The 17,570-nt window shown below is 48.4% G+C and carries 29 protein-coding genes and 1 tRNA gene; all 30 read left to right on the plus strand.

Annotated features, from left to right (window positions below; genetic code table 11):
• Position 1 precedes the first annotated feature (1 nt).
• A complete protein-coding gene (rplW, locus tag G464_RS0106765; RefSeq protein ID WP_021618620.1) occupies positions 2-298 on the plus strand; it encodes a 50S ribosomal protein L23 in 297 nt (98 codons plus the stop codon).
• A gap of 32 nt (positions 299-330) precedes the next feature.
• Positions 331-1,161: a 50S ribosomal protein L2 gene (gene rplB / locus G464_RS0106770; protein ID WP_021618619.1), complete on the plus strand. Its 831-nt coding sequence runs from the start codon at positions 331-333 to the stop codon at positions 1,159-1,161.
• A gap of 15 nt (positions 1,162-1,176) precedes the next feature.
• A complete protein-coding gene (rpsS, locus tag G464_RS0106775; RefSeq protein WP_021618618.1) occupies positions 1,177-1,455 on the plus strand; it encodes a 30S ribosomal protein S19 in 279 nt (92 codons plus the stop codon).
• Positions 1,456-1,815: a 50S ribosomal protein L22 gene (gene rplV, locus G464_RS0106780; protein ID WP_021618617.1), complete on the plus strand. Its 360-nt coding sequence runs from the start codon at positions 1,456-1,458 to the stop codon at positions 1,813-1,815.
• Positions 1,815-2,627, plus strand: a complete 813-nt coding sequence (rpsC, locus tag G464_RS0106785; protein WP_022857247.1) for a 30S ribosomal protein S3 — start codon at positions 1,815-1,817, stop codon at positions 2,625-2,627. The genes rplV and rpsC overlap by 1 nt, the downstream gene beginning before the upstream one ends.
• A gap of 6 nt (positions 2,628-2,633) precedes the next feature.
• Positions 2,634-3,053 (plus strand): 50S ribosomal protein L16, encoded by a 420-nt coding sequence (rplP, locus tag G464_RS0106790; RefSeq protein WP_021618615.1) that lies wholly within the window; start codon positions 2,634-2,636, stop codon positions 3,051-3,053.
• Positions 3,054-3,287, plus strand: a complete 234-nt coding sequence (rpmC, locus tag G464_RS0106795) for a 50S ribosomal protein L29 (RefSeq protein ID WP_021618614.1) — start codon at positions 3,054-3,056, stop codon at positions 3,285-3,287. It begins immediately after the preceding gene.
• Positions 3,288-3,306: 19 nt separating this feature from the next.
• Positions 3,307-3,573, plus strand: a complete 267-nt coding sequence (rpsQ, locus tag G464_RS0106800; protein ID WP_021618613.1) for a 30S ribosomal protein S17 — start codon at positions 3,307-3,309, stop codon at positions 3,571-3,573.
• A gap of 105 nt (positions 3,574-3,678) precedes the next feature.
• The gene (rplN, locus tag G464_RS0106805) at positions 3,679-4,047 is read left to right on the plus strand and encodes a 50S ribosomal protein L14 (RefSeq protein ID WP_021618612.1); all 369 of its coding nucleotides are present in this window, start codon (positions 3,679-3,681) and stop codon (positions 4,045-4,047) included.
• A complete protein-coding gene (gene rplX, locus G464_RS0106810) occupies positions 4,047-4,379 on the plus strand; it encodes a 50S ribosomal protein L24 (protein WP_021618611.1) in 333 nt (110 codons plus the stop codon). The genes rplN and rplX overlap by 1 nt, the downstream gene beginning before the upstream one ends.
• Positions 4,379-4,951: a 50S ribosomal protein L5 gene (gene rplE / locus G464_RS0106815; RefSeq protein ID WP_021618610.1), complete on the plus strand. Its 573-nt coding sequence runs from the start codon at positions 4,379-4,381 to the stop codon at positions 4,949-4,951. The genes rplX and rplE overlap by 1 nt, the downstream gene beginning before the upstream one ends.
• Positions 4,952-4,954: 3 nt before the next feature.
• The gene (locus G464_RS0106820; protein WP_021618609.1) at positions 4,955-5,140 is read left to right on the plus strand and encodes a type Z 30S ribosomal protein S14; all 186 of its coding nucleotides are present in this window, start codon (positions 4,955-4,957) and stop codon (positions 5,138-5,140) included.
• Positions 5,141-5,206: 66 nt separating this feature from the next.
• Complete coding sequence (gene rpsH / locus G464_RS0106825) at positions 5,207-5,605, plus strand: 30S ribosomal protein S8 (protein ID WP_021618608.1); 399 nt, start codon at positions 5,207-5,209, stop codon at positions 5,603-5,605.
• 14 nt (positions 5,606-5,619) lie between these two features.
• Positions 5,620-6,159, plus strand: coding sequence for a 50S ribosomal protein L6 (rplF, locus tag G464_RS0106830; protein ID WP_021618607.1), 540 nt, complete (start codon positions 5,620-5,622; stop codon positions 6,157-6,159).
• Positions 6,160-6,531 carry a 50S ribosomal protein L18 gene (gene rplR / locus G464_RS0106835; protein ID WP_022857248.1) on the plus strand — a complete coding sequence of 124 codons (372 nt, stop codon included), beginning with the start codon at positions 6,160-6,162 and terminating at the stop codon, positions 6,529-6,531. It begins immediately after the preceding gene.
• Positions 6,528-7,244 carry a 30S ribosomal protein S5 gene (rpsE, locus tag G464_RS0106840; RefSeq protein WP_021618605.1) on the plus strand — a complete coding sequence of 239 codons (717 nt, stop codon included), beginning with the start codon at positions 6,528-6,530 and terminating at the stop codon, positions 7,242-7,244. The genes rplR and rpsE overlap by 4 nt, the downstream gene beginning before the upstream one ends.
• Positions 7,244-7,429, plus strand: a complete 186-nt coding sequence (gene rpmD / locus G464_RS0106845; RefSeq protein WP_021618604.1) for a 50S ribosomal protein L30 — start codon at positions 7,244-7,246, stop codon at positions 7,427-7,429. The genes rpsE and rpmD overlap by 1 nt, the downstream gene beginning before the upstream one ends.
• Positions 7,429-7,890, plus strand: a complete 462-nt coding sequence (gene rplO, locus G464_RS0106850; RefSeq protein WP_021618603.1) for a 50S ribosomal protein L15 — start codon at positions 7,429-7,431, stop codon at positions 7,888-7,890. The genes rpmD and rplO overlap by 1 nt, the downstream gene beginning before the upstream one ends.
• Before the next feature lie 138 nt (positions 7,891-8,028).
• The gene (secY, locus tag G464_RS0106855) at positions 8,029-9,465 is read left to right on the plus strand and encodes a preprotein translocase subunit SecY (protein WP_021618602.1); all 1,437 of its coding nucleotides are present in this window, start codon (positions 8,029-8,031) and stop codon (positions 9,463-9,465) included.
• Position 9,466: 1 nt separating this feature from the next.
• Positions 9,467-10,030 carry an adenylate kinase gene (locus G464_RS0106860; RefSeq protein ID WP_021618601.1) on the plus strand — a complete coding sequence of 188 codons (564 nt, stop codon included), beginning with the start codon at positions 9,467-9,469 and terminating at the stop codon, positions 10,028-10,030.
• Positions 10,031-10,135: 105 nt separating this feature from the next.
• The gene (locus tag G464_RS0106865; protein ID WP_021618600.1) at positions 10,136-10,705 is read left to right on the plus strand and encodes a LemA family protein; all 570 of its coding nucleotides are present in this window, start codon (positions 10,136-10,138) and stop codon (positions 10,703-10,705) included.
• A gap of 33 nt (positions 10,706-10,738) precedes the next feature.
• Positions 10,739-13,096, plus strand: a complete 2,358-nt coding sequence (locus tag G464_RS0106870) for a DUF2207 family protein (protein ID WP_021618599.1) — start codon at positions 10,739-10,741, stop codon at positions 13,094-13,096.
• A 119-nt stretch (positions 13,097-13,215) separates the two neighbouring features.
• The gene (gene infA / locus G464_RS0106875) at positions 13,216-13,434 is read left to right on the plus strand and encodes a translation initiation factor IF-1 (protein ID WP_003827269.1); all 219 of its coding nucleotides are present in this window, start codon (positions 13,216-13,218) and stop codon (positions 13,432-13,434) included.
• A 12-nt stretch (positions 13,435-13,446) separates the two neighbouring features.
• Complete coding sequence (rpmJ, locus tag G464_RS0106880; protein WP_021618597.1) at positions 13,447-13,563, plus strand: 50S ribosomal protein L36; 117 nt, start codon at positions 13,447-13,449, stop codon at positions 13,561-13,563.
• 149 nt (positions 13,564-13,712) lie between these two features.
• Positions 13,713-14,090, plus strand: a complete 378-nt coding sequence (gene rpsM, locus G464_RS0106885) for a 30S ribosomal protein S13 (RefSeq protein WP_021618596.1) — start codon at positions 13,713-13,715, stop codon at positions 14,088-14,090.
• 73 nt (positions 14,091-14,163) lie between these two features.
• Positions 14,164-14,562 (plus strand): 30S ribosomal protein S11, encoded by a 399-nt coding sequence (gene rpsK, locus G464_RS0106890; RefSeq protein ID WP_018143440.1) that lies wholly within the window; start codon positions 14,164-14,166, stop codon positions 14,560-14,562.
• 78 nt (positions 14,563-14,640) lie between these two features.
• Positions 14,641-15,636 (plus strand): DNA-directed RNA polymerase subunit alpha, encoded by a 996-nt coding sequence (locus G464_RS0106895; RefSeq protein ID WP_022857249.1) that lies wholly within the window; start codon positions 14,641-14,643, stop codon positions 15,634-15,636.
• A gap of 109 nt (positions 15,637-15,745) precedes the next feature.
• Positions 15,746-16,228: a 50S ribosomal protein L17 gene (rplQ, locus tag G464_RS0106900; RefSeq protein WP_022857250.1), complete on the plus strand. Its 483-nt coding sequence runs from the start codon at positions 15,746-15,748 to the stop codon at positions 16,226-16,228.
• Between the two features lie 133 nt (positions 16,229-16,361).
• Complete coding sequence (locus G464_RS0106905) at positions 16,362-17,318, plus strand: tRNA pseudouridine synthase A (protein ID WP_022857251.1); 957 nt, start codon at positions 16,362-16,364, stop codon at positions 17,316-17,318.
• A gap of 85 nt (positions 17,319-17,403) precedes the next feature.
• Positions 17,404-17,489: transfer RNA gene (locus G464_RS0106910), tRNA-Ser, on the plus strand.
• Positions 17,490-17,570 lie beyond the last annotated feature (81 nt).

The raw sequence follows: 17,570 nt of genomic DNA on the forward strand, positions 1-17,570 counted from the left end.
AATGGTCGCAATTCATAAGCCAGCGCATGACATCATTATTAAGCCAGTAGTTTCTGAAAAGGCTTACGCTAATTCCGATCGCGGTCAGTACACCTTCGTGGTGGCTCCAACCGCTAACAAGATTGAAATCAAGCAGGCTGTAGAAGAAATCTTCAAGGTTAAGGTTACCAACGTTAACACTCTGAACCGCGCAGGCAAGCGTCAGCGCACTCGCACTGGTTTCGGTCAGCGTGCTTCTCAGAAGCGTGCAATCGTAACCCTTGCAGCAGGTCAGACAATTGACGTCTTCGGTAACTAAGCAGTAGCCGAGAAAGTTAAGGTAAACATATTATGGCTATCCGCGTATATAAGCCAACGACTGCAGGTCGTCGTAACGCATCTGTTTCAGACTTCTCTGAAATTACGCGTTCCACACCTGAAAAGTCTTTGCTGCGTAAGCTCAGCAAGACTGGCGGCCGTAACTCTTATGGTCGTATTACAAGCCGTCACCGTGGTGGCGGTCACAAGCGCCAGTACCGTCTCATCGACTTTAAGCGTTGGGACAAGGACGGCATCCCAGCAAAGGTTGCACACATCGAGTATGATCCAAACCGTTCTGCTCGCATTGCTCTGCTTCACTTTGCAGATGGCGAAAAGCGCTACATCATCGCTCCTGAAGGCGTAAAGCAGGGCGACACCATCGAAACTGGTGCACAGGCAGATATTAAGCCAGGTAACAACTTGCCATTGCGCAACATCCCAACCGGTACCGTTGTTCACGCTATTGAACTTCGCCCATTGGGTGGTGCAAAGATCGCACGTTCCGCTGGCGCATCTGTACAGCTTGTTGCTAAGGATGGTAACCTCGCTCAGCTGCGTATGCCATCTGGAGAAATCCGCAACGTAGACGCACGCTGCCGCGCAACTGTTGGCGAAGTAGGTAACTCCGAACACGCTAATATCGAGCTCGGTAAGGCAGGTCGCGCACGCTGGATGGGCAAGCGCCCACATACACGTGGTGAATCCATGAACCCAGTAGATCATCCACATGGTGGTCGTACACGCGGTGGTAAGCCACCAGTGTCCCCATGGGGTAAGGGTGAGGTTCGTACACGTCGTCCTAAGAAGGCATCGAACAAGATGATTGTTCGTCGTCGTCCTAACGGTAAGAACCGCAAGTAAGGGAGTGTCGAAGAGATGACTCGAAGCATCAAGAAGGGCCCATTCGTCGACGCCCACTTGCAGAAGAAAGTCGACGCTCAGAACGAAAAGGGTACTCACGACGTTATTAAGACTTGGTCTCGTCGTTCCATGATTACCCCTGACTTCATTGGTCACACTTTCGCCGTTCATGACGGTCGTAAGCACGTACCAGTGTTCGTTACTGAATCGATGGTAGGTCACAAGCTCGGAGAGTTCGCTCCAACGCGCACTTTCAAGGGCCACATTAAGGATGATAAGAAGGGACGCCGCTAAATGGAAGCTAAGGCAATTGCACGTCACGTACGCGTGACGCCACGCAAGGCTCGCCGCGTCGTAGACCTCATCCGAGGCAAGAAGACGACTGAAGCCATCACCATTTTGAAGTTCGCTCCACAAGCAGCGTCTACTCCAGTACTCAAGGTACTCGAGTCTGCTATTGCAAACGCTCGTGTGAAGGCAGAACAGGCAAATGAGCCATTCCGTGAGAACGAATTGGTAGTCGCAGCAACCTACGTAGATGAGGGTGTAACTCTCAAGCGTTTCCGTGCTCGTGCACAGGGCCGCGCAGGTCGCATTAACAAGCGTACTTCCCACATCACGGTAATCGTCGCAGATAAGGAAGGTGCACGCTAATGGGCCAGAAGGTTAATCCATTTGGTTACCGCCTCGGCGTAACCGAGTATCACCGTTCGAAGTGGTTCTCTGATTCCACTAAGCAGGGCGAACGTTACCGCGATTTCGTTCTCGAAGATGACAAGATCCGTAAGGCAATGAACAAGGATCTGGAACGTGCAGGCGTTTCTCGCGTTGTTATCGAACGTACACGTGACCGTGTGCGTGTAGATATTCACACTGCTCGTCCAGGTATCGTCATCGGCCGCCGTGGTGCAGAAGCTGACCGCGTTCGCGCAAAGCTCGAAAAGATTACCGGCAAGCAGGTTCAGCTCAACATCTTCGAAGTAAAGAATGCAGCTATCGATGCTCAGCTCGTGGCACAGTCCATCGCTGAACAGTTGGCAAACCGCGTTACCTTCCGTCGCGCAATGCGCAAGGCACAGCAGGACGCTATGCGTGCTGGTGCAAAGGGTATTCGTATTAAGCTCTCCGGTCGCTTGGGTGGTGCAGAAATGTCTCGCTCCGAGTTCTACCGTGAAGGCCGTGTGCCACTGCAGACTCTTCGTGCATTGATTGACTATGGTTTCTTCGAAGCAAGCACAACCTACGGTCAGATCGGTGTGAAGGTATGGATCTACAAGGGCGATATGACGGAGAAGGAATTCGAAGAGCAGCAAGCTCAGCAGAACAATCGTTCCCGTCGTGGTTCCAACGATCGTCGCCCACGTCGTAACAACCGTGGTGCAGCTGCACAGCGTGGCAACCAGGAAGCAGCCCCTAAGGCTGAAGCTCCTGCAGCCCCAGCTGAAACTGCAGAAGTAAAGGAGTAAGTGAGAATGCTTATCCCAAAGAGAACAAAGTACCGCAAGCAGCACCGTCCAGTTCGTTCTGGTATGTCTAAGGGTGGCAACACCATCGCTTTCGGTGAGTTCGGTATCCAGGCTCTTGCTCCTGCTTACATTACCAACCGTCAGATTGAAGCTGCACGTATTGCAATGACCCGCTACATCAAGCGTGGTGGCCGCGTGTGGATTACAATCTTCCCAGATCGTCCTTTGACGAAGCATGCTCTCGGCGCTCGAATGGGTTCCGGTAAGGGTGCACCTGAGTTCTGGGTTGCTAATGTTCGTCCAGGACGCGTAATGTTCGAAATTTCAGGCGTTTCTGAAGAAGTTGCTCGCGAAGCACTTCGCCGTGCAGTAGATAAGCTGCCTATGAAGTGCCGCATCATTGCACGTGAAGGCGGTGACAACTAAATGGCAAATGCATCAGAATACTCGATCAAGAACTTGAACGAGAAGACTAACGCAGAAATTGAGGACTTCCTCAAGAAGTCGAAGGAAGAACTTTTCAATCTTCGCTTCCAGAACGCTACCGGTCAGTTGGATAACTCATCCCGCATTAAGACTGTAAAGCGTGATATTGCCCGCATGTACACTGTTCTTCGCGAACGTGAACTCGGCATTACCGAGTCCCCAGTGCAGGACTAAGAAAGTCTGAGGAGTAAAAATGGCTGAAAAGCTGGAACGCAACGATCGTAAGGTTCGCACTGGCTACGTAGTGTCAGAAGCAATGGACAAGACGATTACCGTTGAGTTGGAGCAGCGTTCGACCCACCCATTGTATGGTAAGGTTGTACGCAGCAACAGCAAGGTCAAGGTCCATGACGAGAACAACGACGCACATGTCGGTGATCTTGTTACAATTATGGAGACAAGGCCTTTGAGCAAGACGAAGCGTTGGCGTCTCAACGCTATCGTTGAGCGTGCTAAGTAAATAAGTTCGGCAAGGCTCCGTGTACACCCGAGGACTGCTACTCTCTTTCGAGAGCAGCAGCGGTTCTGGGTGTGCGGGGAGGACCAGCTCGGCTAAGGAGAATCAATGATTCAGCAAGAATCGCGACTTCATGTCGCCGACAACACGGGTGCTAAGGAAATCTTGGCAATTCGCGTGCTCGGTGGATCGAAGCGACGCTATGCCGGAATTGGCGACGTTATCGTTGCCTCCGTTAAGGATGCTATTCCTGGCGGTTCGGTAAAGAAGGGTGACGTAGTTAAGGCTGTCGTCGTCCGTACTGTAAAGGAACGTCGTCGTGCAGACGGTTCCTACATCAAGTTTGATGAGAACGCTGCTGTTATCTTGGGTAACGGCCGCGAACCAAAGGGCACACGTATCTTCGGACCAGTGGGTCGTGAATTGCGCGATAAGCGCTTCATGAAGATCGTTTCTTTGGCACCGGAGGTGATCTAATGGTAGCTAAGATCAAGAAGGGTGACCTCGTAAAGGTTATCCGTGGTAAGGATCGCGGCGCAGAAGGCACCGTTCAGCGCGTACTTCCTAACGATCGTCTGATCGTTGAAGGCGTACAGATTGTCAAGAAGCATATTCGTGCACGAGTCCAGGGTCAGCAGTCCGGAATCGTATCCGTGGAAGCACCTATTCACCGTTCCAACGTAATGCTCATCGATCCAGAAACCAAGAAGCCAACCCGCGTTGGTGTTGTGGTGAAGGAAGAAGCTCGTGACGGTAAGGTAAAGCGCGTGCGTGTCCGTGTAGCTAAGAAGTCTGGAAAGGAGCTGTAATGAGCGAAGTAAATATCGAGACTCCTGCAACTCCACGTCTCAAGGCTCGCTACAAGGAAGAAATCATTCCTGCTTTGGAAAAGGAATTCAGCATCTCTAATCCAATGCGCGTTCCAGGCGTGGAAAAGGTTGTTGTATCCATGGGTGTTGGTGCCGCAGCTCGCGACTCCAAGCTCATTGAAGGCGCAGTGCGTGATTTGACTGCAATTACAGGTCAGAAGCCAAAGATTACTTTGGCAAAGAAGTCTGTTGCACAGTTCCACCTGCGTGAAGGTCAGGCAATTGGCGCATTCGTAACTCTGCGCGGTGACCGCATGTGGGAGTTCCTGGATCGTCTTTTGACTTTGGCTTTGCCACGTATCCGTGATTTCCGTGGTATCAACGGCAATCAGTTCGATGGTAACGGTAACTACAACTTCGGTTTAACCGAACAGTCTATGTTCCATGAAATCGATCCTGATTCCATCGATCACCGCCGTGGTATGGACATCACCGTAGTAACCTCGACCAAGAGTGATGAGGAAGGCAAGGCTTTGCTTAAGCACCTCGGCTTCCCATTCAAGGAGGACTAAGAGATGGCAAAGACAGCTCTCAAGAACAAGGCTGCTCGCAAGCCAAAGTTCGCAGTACGTGCATACACTCGCTGTGAGGTTTGCGGACGTCCACATTCCGTTTATCGCAAGTTCGGTCTCTGCCGCGTATGCCTTCGTGAGAAGGCTCATCGTGGTGAGCTTCCAGGCGTAACGAAGTCCAGTTGGTAAATCGACGTTGAAGGTCCGCGGTCCACAGGGCGGCGGAAACCACGACGAGGAAGGGCATCAGCCCAAATGACAATGACAGATCCAATCGCAGATATGCTTACACGTCTGCGTAATGCGAGTGCGGCAAAACACGAAACCGTGGACATGCCATACTCCAAGTTCAAGGCACATATTGCCGAAATCCTCAAGCGTGAGGGTTATATCGCTGATTTTGCAGCGAAAGAAGCACGTGTGGGTCAGACTCTTGAGATTACTCTCAAGTACGGCAAGCACGGCGAACAGAGCATCCAGGGAATTAAGCGCGTATCCAAGCCAGGTTTGCGTCGTTACGCTAAGTCCGACGCACTTCCAATGCCACTTGGTGGTTTGGGTATTGCAATCATCTCTACCAGCTCTGGCTTAATGACTCAGAAGGAATGCCTGGAAAAGGGCATCGGCGGCGAAATCGTCGCTTATGTGTGGTAAGGAGGGCTTAAATTATGGCATCACATATTGGTAAGCTCCCTATCGCTGTTCCAGCTGGAGTAGAAATTACTGTTAATGGAAGCATCTTCCAGGCTAAGGGCCCAAAGGGTACCGATTCTTTCGAATTGCCTGAAGGTATTTCCGTATCCGTAGAAGACGGTCACGTTACCTTCACCCCTGAAGATGATGCTCGCCCAACCCGTGCAAAGCATGGTTTGGCTCGCTCTTTGGCAGCAGGCATTATCGAGGGTGTGTCTAAGGGCTTCGAAAAGCGTCTTCTTATTGTTGGTACCGGTTACCGTGTTGTAGCTAAGGGCAAGAACCTCGAGTTCTTCTTGGGTTACTCCCACACCATTAATGTGGAAGCACCTGCAGGAATTGAATTCGAAGTTGTTAACCCAAATGAGCTTTTGGTTAAGGGTATCGACAAGCAGGCTGTTGGCCAGATTGCTGCAAACATCCGCAAGCTTCGTGCTCCAGAACCATACAAGGGTAAGGGCATTAAGTACGCAGATGAGCGCATCATCCGCAAGGCTGGAAAGGCTGGTAAGTAAATGACGGTAAAGATTTATGGTAAGGGCAAGAACGTTGCTCGCTTGCGCCGTCACGCACGTCTTCGCAAGAAGCTTGCCGGCACTGCAGAGCGTCCACGTCTCGTAGTTACTCGTTCCAACCGCAACATGGTGGCACAGATTGTTGATGACACCAAGGGCATTACTCTCGTGAGCGAATCTACTTTGCACAACGACTTCGGTGCTTTTGAAGGTACCAAGGTTGAAGCTGCAAAGAAGGTTGGCGAACTGATTGCTAAGAAGGCAGTTGCTGCTGGTATTACCACAGTTGTATTCGACCGCGGTGGTAACAAGTATCATGGTCGCGTTGCTGCAGTAGCAGAAGGCGCACGTGAGGGAGGTCTGCAGCTGTGAGCGATAACGAAAAGGAAATCAACGTGGCTGAAGAGACTCAAACAACCGAGCAGGCTCCAGCAGCTGAAGAGCGCAAAGGTCGCCGCGGTAACCGTGGCGAAGGCCGTCGTGGCGAGCGTCGTAACCGTCGTGACCGCAACGAACAGCGTGAAGAGCTTCTCGATCGCGTAGTAACAATCAAGCGCGTCAGCAAGACCAACAAGGGTGGTCGTACAATGAGCTTCGCGGCTCTCGTCGTAGTCGGTGACGGTAACGGAACCGTAGGCGTAGGCTATGGCAAGTCTCATGAAGTACCTTCTGCAATTGCTAAGGGTCAGCTTGACGCTAAGAAGCACATGTTCACCGTTCCACGTGTTCGTGGTACCATTACTCATCCAGTAATTGGTCACGAATCCGCTGGTACTGTTCTTCTGCGTCCAGCAGCACCAGGTACTGGTGTTATTGCTGGTGGTGCAGTTCGTGCAGTACTCGAGTGCGCAGGTATTACCGATATTCTGTCTAAGGACATGGGTTCAGGTAATGCAATCAACACTGTGCGTGCAACTGTAGCAGCTTTGAAGCAGCTCGAAGAGCCAGAAGAAGTTGCAGCTCGTCGTGAGCTGTCTCTGTCTGAAGTAGCTCCAGATCGTCTTCTGCGTGAACGCGCATTGGGCATCGAAGAAGCTCGCAAGGCTCGTGAAGAAGCTCAGGCAGCAGCAAAGGATGGTGAATAATGGCTAAGCAGCTTAAGATCACCTTGAAGAAGGGTCTTGTAGGCTCCACCCAGGTACAGAAGGACAACGTTCACTCTTTGGGTCTTCGTAAGATTCACCAGACAGTGATTCGTGAAGATACTCCTGTATACCGTGGAATGGCTAACAAGGTTCGTCATCTTGTAACAGTGGAGGAGATTGACTAATGGCAAATACTAATGACGTCGATATCCTTCAGATGCATGACTTGCGTCCAGCTCCAGGAGCTAAGAAGTCCAAGACCCGTGTTGGTCGTGGTGAAGGTTCCAAGGGTAAGACCTCTGGCCGCGGTATGAAGGGTACGCATGCACGTTATCAGGTTCGTCCTGGTTTCGAAGGTGGTCAGCTTCCACTCTACATGCGCCTTCCAAAGCTTCGTGGCTTCAAGTCTCCATTCAAGGTAGAGTATCAGGTAGTTAACCTCGCTGATGTTGCTACTGCTTTCCCTCAGGGTGGCGATGTAACCGTTGAAGCACTCATTAACGCAGGTCTTGTTCGTAAGAACCAGCCAGTTAAGGTGCTCGGTGATGGTGAAGTATCCGCAGCATACACTTTCAAGGGTGTAAAGTCCTCTGCATCTGCAAAGGCAAAGATTGAAGCAGCAGGCGGTTCTATTTCCGAAGATTAATCGAATAAAATCGATTAAATCGCAGTGATTGACCGCGAATTTGCAAGGTCCTTGGCACATAAGAGTGTCAAGGACCTTATCTTTTGTTATAGTGGTTAACAGTGTGTCTCAAAACAAAGACACTGCAGGAGGATTTCAGTGAAAACGCTTATTCAAGCATTGCGCGCTAAGGAATTGCGCAATAAGATTCTTTTCACGTTAATGATTGTGATTATTTACCGTATTGGTGCTTCTATTCCAACTCCCGGTATTGATTACAAAGTTGTGAGTGAAACAGTTAAAAAAGCAGCAGGTGGAGAAAACTTCGTAGCTCTCGTCAACCTGTTCTCCGGCGGCGCTTTGCTGCAGCTGTCCGTCTTCGCTCTGGGTATTATGCCATACATTACCGCGTCCATTGTTGTGCAGCTGCTGCGCGTGGTTATTCCACGATTCGAGGCTTTGCACAAGGAAGGTCAGTCTGGTGAGGCTAAGCTCACCGAGTACACCCGTTACATGACCATTGGTTTGGCATTCTTACAGTCCACCACAATTTTGGTTACTGCCCAGACCGGCGCCCTGTTCGGTAGAGCTGCAACCGGCAAGATTATTCCAGACGGCTCCGTACACAACATGCTGTTTATGATTATTATTATGACCGGTGGTACAGGTCTCGTTATGTGGATGGCTGAGTTGATTACCGATAAGGGTATTGGTAACGGTATGTCCGTGCTCATCTTCACCTCGATCTGCTCCGGCTTCCTGCCACAGCTGTGGGAGATTGGCTACCAGCAGAAGCAGTGGGCTAAGTTCGGTATTGTTGCCGGCACTTTGGTTGTCGTTCTTATCTTCGTTGTGTACGTTGAGCTTATGCAGCGCCGTATTCCAGTGCAGTACACGCGCCGCATGATTGGCCGTAAGATGTACGGCGGCACCTCCACCTACCTGCCATTGAAGGTGAATATGTCTGGTGTTATTCCACCAATCTTCGCATCCTCCATTTTGGCTATTCCAACGTTGATCGCACAATTTGGTAAGTCTGACGCCAACTGGGTGAAGTGGATTAACGCAAATCTGGCTAATACTACATCTTTGTGGTACATCGGTTTGTACTCGGTAATGATTGTATTCTTCACCTTCTTCTACACGTCGATTACCTTTAACACTGACGAAACTGCTGACAATATGAAGCAGTACGGCGGCTTTATTCCAGGTATCCGTGCAGGCCGTGCAACCAGCGAATACCTTACCTATATTATTAACCGTTTGAATACGGTTGGTGCTGTATATTTGCTCTTCGTTGCATTGATTCCAACAGTACTTATTTTGGCTTTGAGCATTGGTTCGAAGATGCCATTCGGTGGCACAACGATTTTGATTATTGCAGGCGTAGGTTTGGATACCTTGCGTCAGGCACGTGCTCAGACTGAACAGTTCCAGTATGAAGGCTTCTTAGATATTGAGGCTGATAAGGAAGCAGAACAGCTTAAGAGCGAGAAGACTGCTACTGCAGTTCTTGAAGAGACCAAGACAGATAATATTGAAGAAGATCAGGCAGAAGAAAGCGCAGTAGACGCTGACGAACAGAAAGAAGATTAATATGCGTTTGCTTATTATGGGCCCACAAGGTGTGGGTAAAGGCACACAAGCTGCAAAGCTTGCCGAGCATTTTGGTATTCCTGCGATTTCTACAGGTGATATTTTCCGCTATAACCTGAAGAACCAGACTGAACTGGGTAAACAGGCACAGGCTTTTATTGATAAGGGCGAACTCGTTCCAGATGAATTGACTAATTCTATCGTGAAAGATCGCTTAGCTATGGATGATGCTCAGGGCGGTTGGATTTTAGATGGTTACCCACGTAATGCATCTCAGGTAGAAGCATTAGACACAATGCTCGAAGAACTCGGCACTCCTTTGGATGCAGTTGTTGCTTTGGATGCAGACCATGACGTGCTTATGGAACGTATGATGAAGCGCGCCGAAATCGAAGGTCGTGCAGACGATACTCCAGAAGTTATTGCAAAGCGTCTTGAAGTATATGCAGCTGAAACAGCTCCTTTGCTCAACATCTACGCTGACCGTGGTGTGCTCGTGAAGATCAATGGTGTAGGTGACATTGATGCAATCCAAGCAAATATCGTAGCTGAGTTAACTAAGTAACAGTCACACGCACTGAAATCCTCTCAACGGCTTGTTCCCTCGCGTGGGAACAAGCCGTAAATTTTTGCGTAAAATTTTCTCTGCGCTGCATTCTAAAATCTAACTATGAAAACACTAATTATTATTGCAATCGTTGTTGTTCTTGTTATTGCACTTATTGCGTGGATAGCTTCAACCTACAACAACCTCGTTAATCTCCGTAATCGCGTGGCGAACGGATGGGCACAAATCGATGTGCAGCTCAAACAGCGTGCAGATCTTATCCCAAACTTAGTCAATACTGTTAAGGGCTATGCTACACATGAGTCAAGCGTTTTCGAGGCGGTAACGCAAGCTCGTTCTGCAGTAAAAGCTGCAGCAGATAGCGGAAATATTGCTCAGCGTGCTCAGGCAGAAAATGCTTTAGATAAAGCTATTATTAATGTTCTTGCTGTTGCAGAAGCATATCCAGAGCTGAAAGCAAATAGCAACTTTATGGATTTACAATCCCAATTAAAGACTCTTGAAGATAAAATTGCTTACGCTCGCCAGTTCTACAACGATGTAGCGTTGAAGATGAATAATGCCGTTGAAATGTTCCCAAGTAATATTATTGCTGGATTATTCCATTTCGAGAAGGCTGAGTACTACCGTGTAGAGGAATCTGCACGCGAAGTTCCACAGGTTCAGTTCTAACAGTAGCAACTTTGGCTTCATAGGGGACAAGTTATGAAAACTCGTACACCAATTCTTAAAGCTCTTATTTACGGCATAGTGGCGGTGATTGTATATTGCCTCATTGCTGCAGGTATTGGCAATTTTATACGGTCGATGAGTCCTCAATCTATAGAGTCGGACTTGGTGTACGACAGCTTGGACTATAAAGTGCAAGTGCTCAAAAATGGCGATATGACAATGACTCAAACTATTGCCGTCAACATGTCTGATCGCAAACGCCCATGGCGTCAGTTATTTCAGGAATACAATCTATCTAGCGCGAACCTCACAAATATCAGCGATATATCGGTGACCAATCTGACTACTGGCGAGCAGTATAGTCGCAAAAATTTCAGTTTCGTCGATACGGAAAAAGTATCTATTGATCAGTGGAATACTGTAGCAGCACGTTCTTGGTATCTGGTAGATCCAGTAACAAAACAGGATATAACACAGGCAGATACTCTTCGCGTTTCTCAGCACAATGAGAAAGCAAAGACTCGCGGAGTTGAGCTGGGATGGAATATTCCTCTGACTCGTTCAGGCGTGCAGACTTTCCGTATTACTATGACGTTTAAAGACGTTGCCACGGCATTGCAAGACGGCGTCTATACCATGTGGGAGCCAATTTCGAGGTGGAATGTTATCCCGATTAAACATTTGACCGGAACTATTAGATATCCAGACAAAACAACTGCGTCATGGATGTTGATGCACTATACAGGCAAAGGTAAGACGCATAAGGTAGATAATAAAACCTTCACTTTTTCAGCCGATAACGTGCAGCGTAGCCGCTATGTAGACTTTGTTATACTGTACCGTAGCTCGGACGTTCAGTCTGTTCAACAGATTTCTCGGAAAAATACTGACCGAAGCGTCAAAACCGTTCTGAACGATGAGAAAAATCAAGCTGAACAGTGGGCGCTGAAGCAGCGCACAGCTGCACGTAATCGTTTAACCATTTTGATTGTATGCATGTTGCCTGTAATCGTTATGATTATCTGGCTCGTAGCCGGAGCTGTGCACACCAAGAAACGTGCGAAATACAGAGGAGATATAGAATACTTCCGCGATTTGCCTGCTATATCACCAGCAGCTGCAGCACGCTTGTATGGTGTGATGGAGCAGGGAAAGAGTGCATCTGCGCACATTCAGCAACGTGCATTAAGCGCAACTATGCTATCGCTCGTATCTAAGCATGCGCTTTTTATACTTCCTGGTTCTGCACGCGGATACGAGAATGTTTCTTTTGACTACGCAACAGCCGCACAGATAGATTCTATGATTCAGTCAGCAATGCGTGGTACGAGTACTACGCAGGTGAGCGAAGATCAGATAAGCAGTATTCGTCAAGCTGTGTCTGATGCTGCTGCACAACGTTCTGCAGATATGACCTATATTTTGTCTCTTGATTCTTTTGAAAATGATTTTGCGGAAAAGCATCATCTGAGTCAATCAGAGAAGAAACTACTTGCAGTACTGCATGAAGTTTCTGATAAGAAAAACACTCTTGTGCTCAGCAACGATGATATTAAAGAGATAGCAGGCACCCGCGGTTCAGTATGCGCATCGCTTATTAAATTGATGTATGCCAAATTTGATGCAGAGTATGACGCATTACGTGTTGAGTCAGGAACAGCAGTATATAGGGCTATTCCGCGAACACTATCTTTCCTACTCATTATTGCATTAACTATCTATGGCTTAACTACGCCGTATTTTGCTGCATATCTGATTGCTTCAGCACTGTGGGTATTTTTCCTCTTCTTTACAGATGTTGGGGGTGCCCACGTTATTTTGAAAGACCCGTATGCGCGCAGTGCCGGTGAGGTGTGGGGCTTAGCACGCTATTTGAATGATTTCAGTGACTTCTCTGATAGAGGCATAGCAGATATGCATCTGTGGGATCGCTACCTCGTATATGCTGCAGCCTTCGGTATGAGTTCGAAAGTAGCAAAGTCAATGCGCACACTGGCAATGCAACAATCTGCTACTGAAGAAGATATGAATATGTTGCCATATACGTCAACAAGTTGGATGTATATGCCATGGCATCATAGTTTCTATGCTTCCAGCGCAAGTAGTGCAGTAACTTCTTCACCTTCTACTAATACTGCTATGTGGTCAGATGGATTAGCAGATTTCTCGAGCTTTGATGCTTTTACAGAATCATTTAACAGCAGTTTGAGCGCAATTCAAGATGACTTTGCTACAGCCATAAAACCTGTTGAGAATTATAGTTCGAGCGATGGCTCATCTGGAAACTCCGGATGGAGCTCTGAAAGTTTCGGAGGAAGCTCCGGATGGAGCTCTGGAAGTTTCGGAGGCAGCTTCGGCGGTAGCGGCGGTGGAAGCTTCGGAGGACGTTAAAGACGATAAAGAAAGAGCACATACTGCGGACTGGAAATCGTCTCCGTATTCTGTTATTATTCAATGTTGGTGTGTTTTCACAAGAAAATGCTCTAGTAATCAAGCGAGGAATGAGGCCAATGGCTAAAGACGGTGTTATCGAAGTCGAAGGACAAGTAGTAGAGGCTCTGCCTAATGCAATGTTCCGTGTCGAATTAGAGAACAAGCATATCGTTTTGGCTACGATCTCTGGAAAGATGCGTAAGAATTATATTCGTATTCTTCCTCAAGATCGTGTGGTTCTGGAAATGAGCCCATACGATTTAACTCGCGGTCGTATTACATACCGTTACAAGTAAAAGGAAAGCCCCATGAAGGTTAGCCCAAGTGTAAAGCGTATCTGCGACTCTTGCCGCGTGATTCGCCGTCACGGTCGCGTAATGGTAATCTGCAACGCAAACCCACGTCATAAGCAGCGTCAGGGCTAAGAGTTACAGGTCTCGCGACCACAATAAAGGCGCTAAATCACAGGTGCTCTACAAGTAGTAGTTCACTTGAACCCCAAGTACGGAGGCTTGGGCCGCAATAGCGGAAGATTTGGTGCACGACCCCCGTAGAACAGAAAAGGAATTCGAAGATGGCACGTCTTGCCGGAGTCGACATCCCTAATGAGAAGCGCATTGAAATTGCTCTCACCTATATTTTCGGTGTGGGCCGCACTCGCGCTAAGGAGACACTCGAAGCAACTGGTATCAATCCAGATACTCGTGTAAAGGATCTCTCTGACGAACAGCTCATTCAGCTTCGTGATTTCATTGAAGCAAACTACAAGATTGAGGGCGATTTGCGTCGTGAAATCGACGCTGATATTCGTCGTAAGATTCAGATCAATTCTTATCAGGGTATGCGCCACCGCCGTCACCTTCCAGTGCGCGGTCAGCGTACCAAGACTAACGCACGTACTCGCAAGGGTCCAAAGCGCACGGTTGCTGGAAAGAAGAAGGCTACTAAGTAGTAGATATAAGCCACGCGTTGAATAAACGCATCGCTTACATTACATATAAGCTATAAGGAAATGAGGGTCTCTCATGGCAGCTGCAAAGCAGGCCACGCGCAAGCCTCGTCGTAAGGATCGTAAGTCGGTTCCAGTCGGCCAAGCGCATATTAAGTCCACATTCAACAACACTATTATCTCCATTACGGATCCATCTGGAGCAGTTATCTCCTGGGCATCCGGTGGCGATGTAGGCTTCAAGGGCTCCCGTAAGTCCACTCCTTACGCAGCAGGTATGGCAGCAGAAGCTGCAGCTCGCAAGGCACAGGAACACGGTGTTAAGAAGGTTGATGTATTTGTAAAGGGTCCAGGTTCCGGTCGTGAAACCGCTATCCGTTCCCTCCAGTCTGCAGGTCTCGAAGTTGGTTCTATCTCCGACGTGACCCCACAGGCACACAATGGTGTACGCCCTCCAAAGCGTCGCCGCGTCTGAGCACAAGACAGACAATTATTAGTCCAACCCGCGAAGATCAGGAAGTGCACACTGGTCTTAAGCTGAAAGGATACGAAGGTGCTTATTGCACAGCGTCCGTCACTGACAGAGGAAGTTATTAATCCTCAGCGTTCACGCTTCACTTTCACCCCATTGGAGCCAGGTTTTGGCTATACCTTGGGTAACTCATTGCGTCGTACGCTCCTCAGCTCCATTCCTGGTGCTGCAGTGACATCGGTTCGCATCTCTGGTGCTTTGCATGAGTTCACCACTCTGCCAGGCGTGAAGGAAGATGTAACCGAAATCCTCCTCAATATCAAGGGGATTGTGCTCACTAGCGAATACGATGAGCCAGTTGCAATTTACTTGCATAAGAGCGGCGAAGGTGAAGTTACCGCAGGTGATATTACCGAAGTTGCAGGCGTCGTAGTAGCAAATCCAGATTTGCACATCGCAACTCTCGCAGAAGATGGCGAATTGGAGATCGAGTTCACAGTCGAGCGTGGTCGTGGTTACGTGCCAGCTCAAATGAATAAGCAGGATAATGATGAAATCGGCCGTATTCCAGTCGATTCCATTTATTCTCCAGTACTCAAGGTGAGCTACAAAGTTGAGGCTACCCGTGTGGATCAGCGCACTGACTTTGACAAGCTTATTCTTGACGTTGAAACTAAGCAGGCGATTTCTCCTCGCGATGCTATTGCTTCCGCAGGTTCTACTTTGGTAGAGCTGTTCGGTTTGGCACGTGAGCTGAATGTAGAAGCTGAGGGTATTGAAGTTGGTGCTGCTCCAGTAGTAGAAGAAGCCGACCCAGAGCTCGAGATTCCTATTGAGGATCTCAACCTCACCCAGCGTTCCTACAACTGCCTCAAGCGTGAAGGTATTCACACTGTTGGCGAGCTTGTAAAGCGTACTGAGCAAGATTTGCTTGATATTCGTAATTTCGGAATGAAGTCCATTGATGAAGTTAAGGAAAAGCTCGAAGCTCGTGGTCTTTCCTTAAAGGCTTCTCCATTAGGATTCAATCCAGTTGATCTCGAAGGTGGCACATTCTTCACTCCAGACGATATGTAAGCTCCATTGCTTCATACGTTTTTGTGAGTTCTAGAATTCACCGTTATAACTAAAAACCCAGCACGGATGTTCGGGCTCATGCCCACCTGTGCCGGATAAGGAGAACAAAATGCCAAGACCAAAGAAGGGTCCACGTCTGGCTTCAAGTCCAGCTCACGAGCGTCTTATGCTCGCGAACATGGCTACAAGCTTGTTCCAGAACGGTCGCATTACCACAACTTTGCCAAAGGCAAAGCGTTTGCGCCCACTTGCTGAGCGTCTTATCACTTTCGCAAAGCGTGGTGATTTGCACTCTCGTCGTCGCGTGATGCGCGTGATTCGCAACAAGTCTGTTGTACACGCTCTCTTCACCGTGATTGCTGAGCAGATGGAACAGCGTGAAGGTGGTTACACTCGCATTGTTAAGCTCGCTCCACGTCAGGGCGATAACGCTGCAATGGCAGTAATCGAGCTCGTAACCGAACCAGTATCCCCAAAGAAGGCTGCTGTTAAGGAAGCTGAAGCTGCTGTAAAGGTAGCAGAAGCTAAGGCTGAAGAAGCTGTTGAAGCTCCAGTTGAAGAAACTGCAACTGAAGAGGTAGCAGCAGAGTAAATATCATGGATATTCCTGCGCTCTCGCCAGTGAGCTAAAAGACCTAGGATTCGAAAGAGTCCTAGGTCTTTTCTATTTCTTTCTCTGTCTGCCCGTGGTTTGCGCGTATGTAGCAATCTTTACAATGTACTGTATGCGATTACGAATAGACCTTGCTTATGATGGAACGGATTTTCATGGTTGGGCACGCCAAACCGGACAACGCACTGTACAAGGAGAAATCGAAGCAGCAATTGCTAAACTTCTACGTTTAGATGCTTCAGAAGTGTGCCTTACCGTAGCAGGTCGTACGGATGCCGGCGTACATGCACGTGGCCAAGTGTGTCATATCGATGTAGAAGATAACGTTCTTGAACGTACCATCGGACATATGAGCGGTGTTACGCCTGTACAGGCTTTAGAACGACGGATTAAACGTATCGTTCCTGCTGATATTTCTATTTTTTCTGTACAGCCTGCTCCTCAAGGCTTTGACGCTCGGTTTTCTGCTTCTGACCGTGTGTATGTGTACCGTATTGCTGATGAGTTCAGTGTGCGCGATCCTCGTTTGCGCGCTATGGTTTTGCGTGTAGATGATACTTTAGACGTTGATGTAATGAACCAGGCTGCTCGGCTGACTATCGGCTTACATGATTTTGGATCTTTTGCCTTACCGAATCCTGGGGGAACGACTATTAGGGAGGTCAAGTTTGCGTCATGGCAACGAGTGCCTCGTTACGCTTTAACTCCAGAAATTGTGTATGCTGGGGGAGCAGAACAGAGAACAACTCAGGCTGTTGGAGCAGATCCTCGTGACCAGAGCACTGCGTATGAAATTTCCAGTGCTGAATCTGGTTTATTAACTTTTACTATTATTGCTGATGCTTTTGCTCGCAATATGGTTCGTTCGCTTGTTGGAGCATGTATTGCTGTGGGACGCGGTAAGAAAACTGTTGATTGGTTTGCAGATAAAATAGCTGTGCCTGCACGTGAAGGTTTAACAGGACCAGCTCCTGCTTGCGGTCTAACTTTAGAAAGAGTTAATTATCCGTCTGATGATATGCTTGAACAGCGTGCGCAAGCTATTAGAGCTGTGCGAAGCTTGGAATAAATTTTTAAGTAAGTTGCTGACTAGCGCTTTTCCTGTGCTTGTGGCATACTTGAAAAGTTGCATTTAGTTAGTTACTGATGCACATGGATGATTGTCCGAGCGGTCGAAGGAGCACGACTCGAAATCGTGTGAGGCTAAACACCTCCAAGGGTTCAAATCCCTTATCATCCGCGTAGGGGTTTCAGGAGAAAATTCTGAAACCCTTATTTTTTGCCGGTAGGCGCATGTTTTCAACGTTTCTAGACTGTTTTA

The sequence above is a fragment of the Alloscardovia omnicolens DSM 21503 genome, from assembly GCF_000420505.1.
Taxonomy (GTDB): domain Bacteria; phylum Actinomycetota; class Actinomycetes; order Actinomycetales; family Bifidobacteriaceae; genus Alloscardovia; species Alloscardovia omnicolens.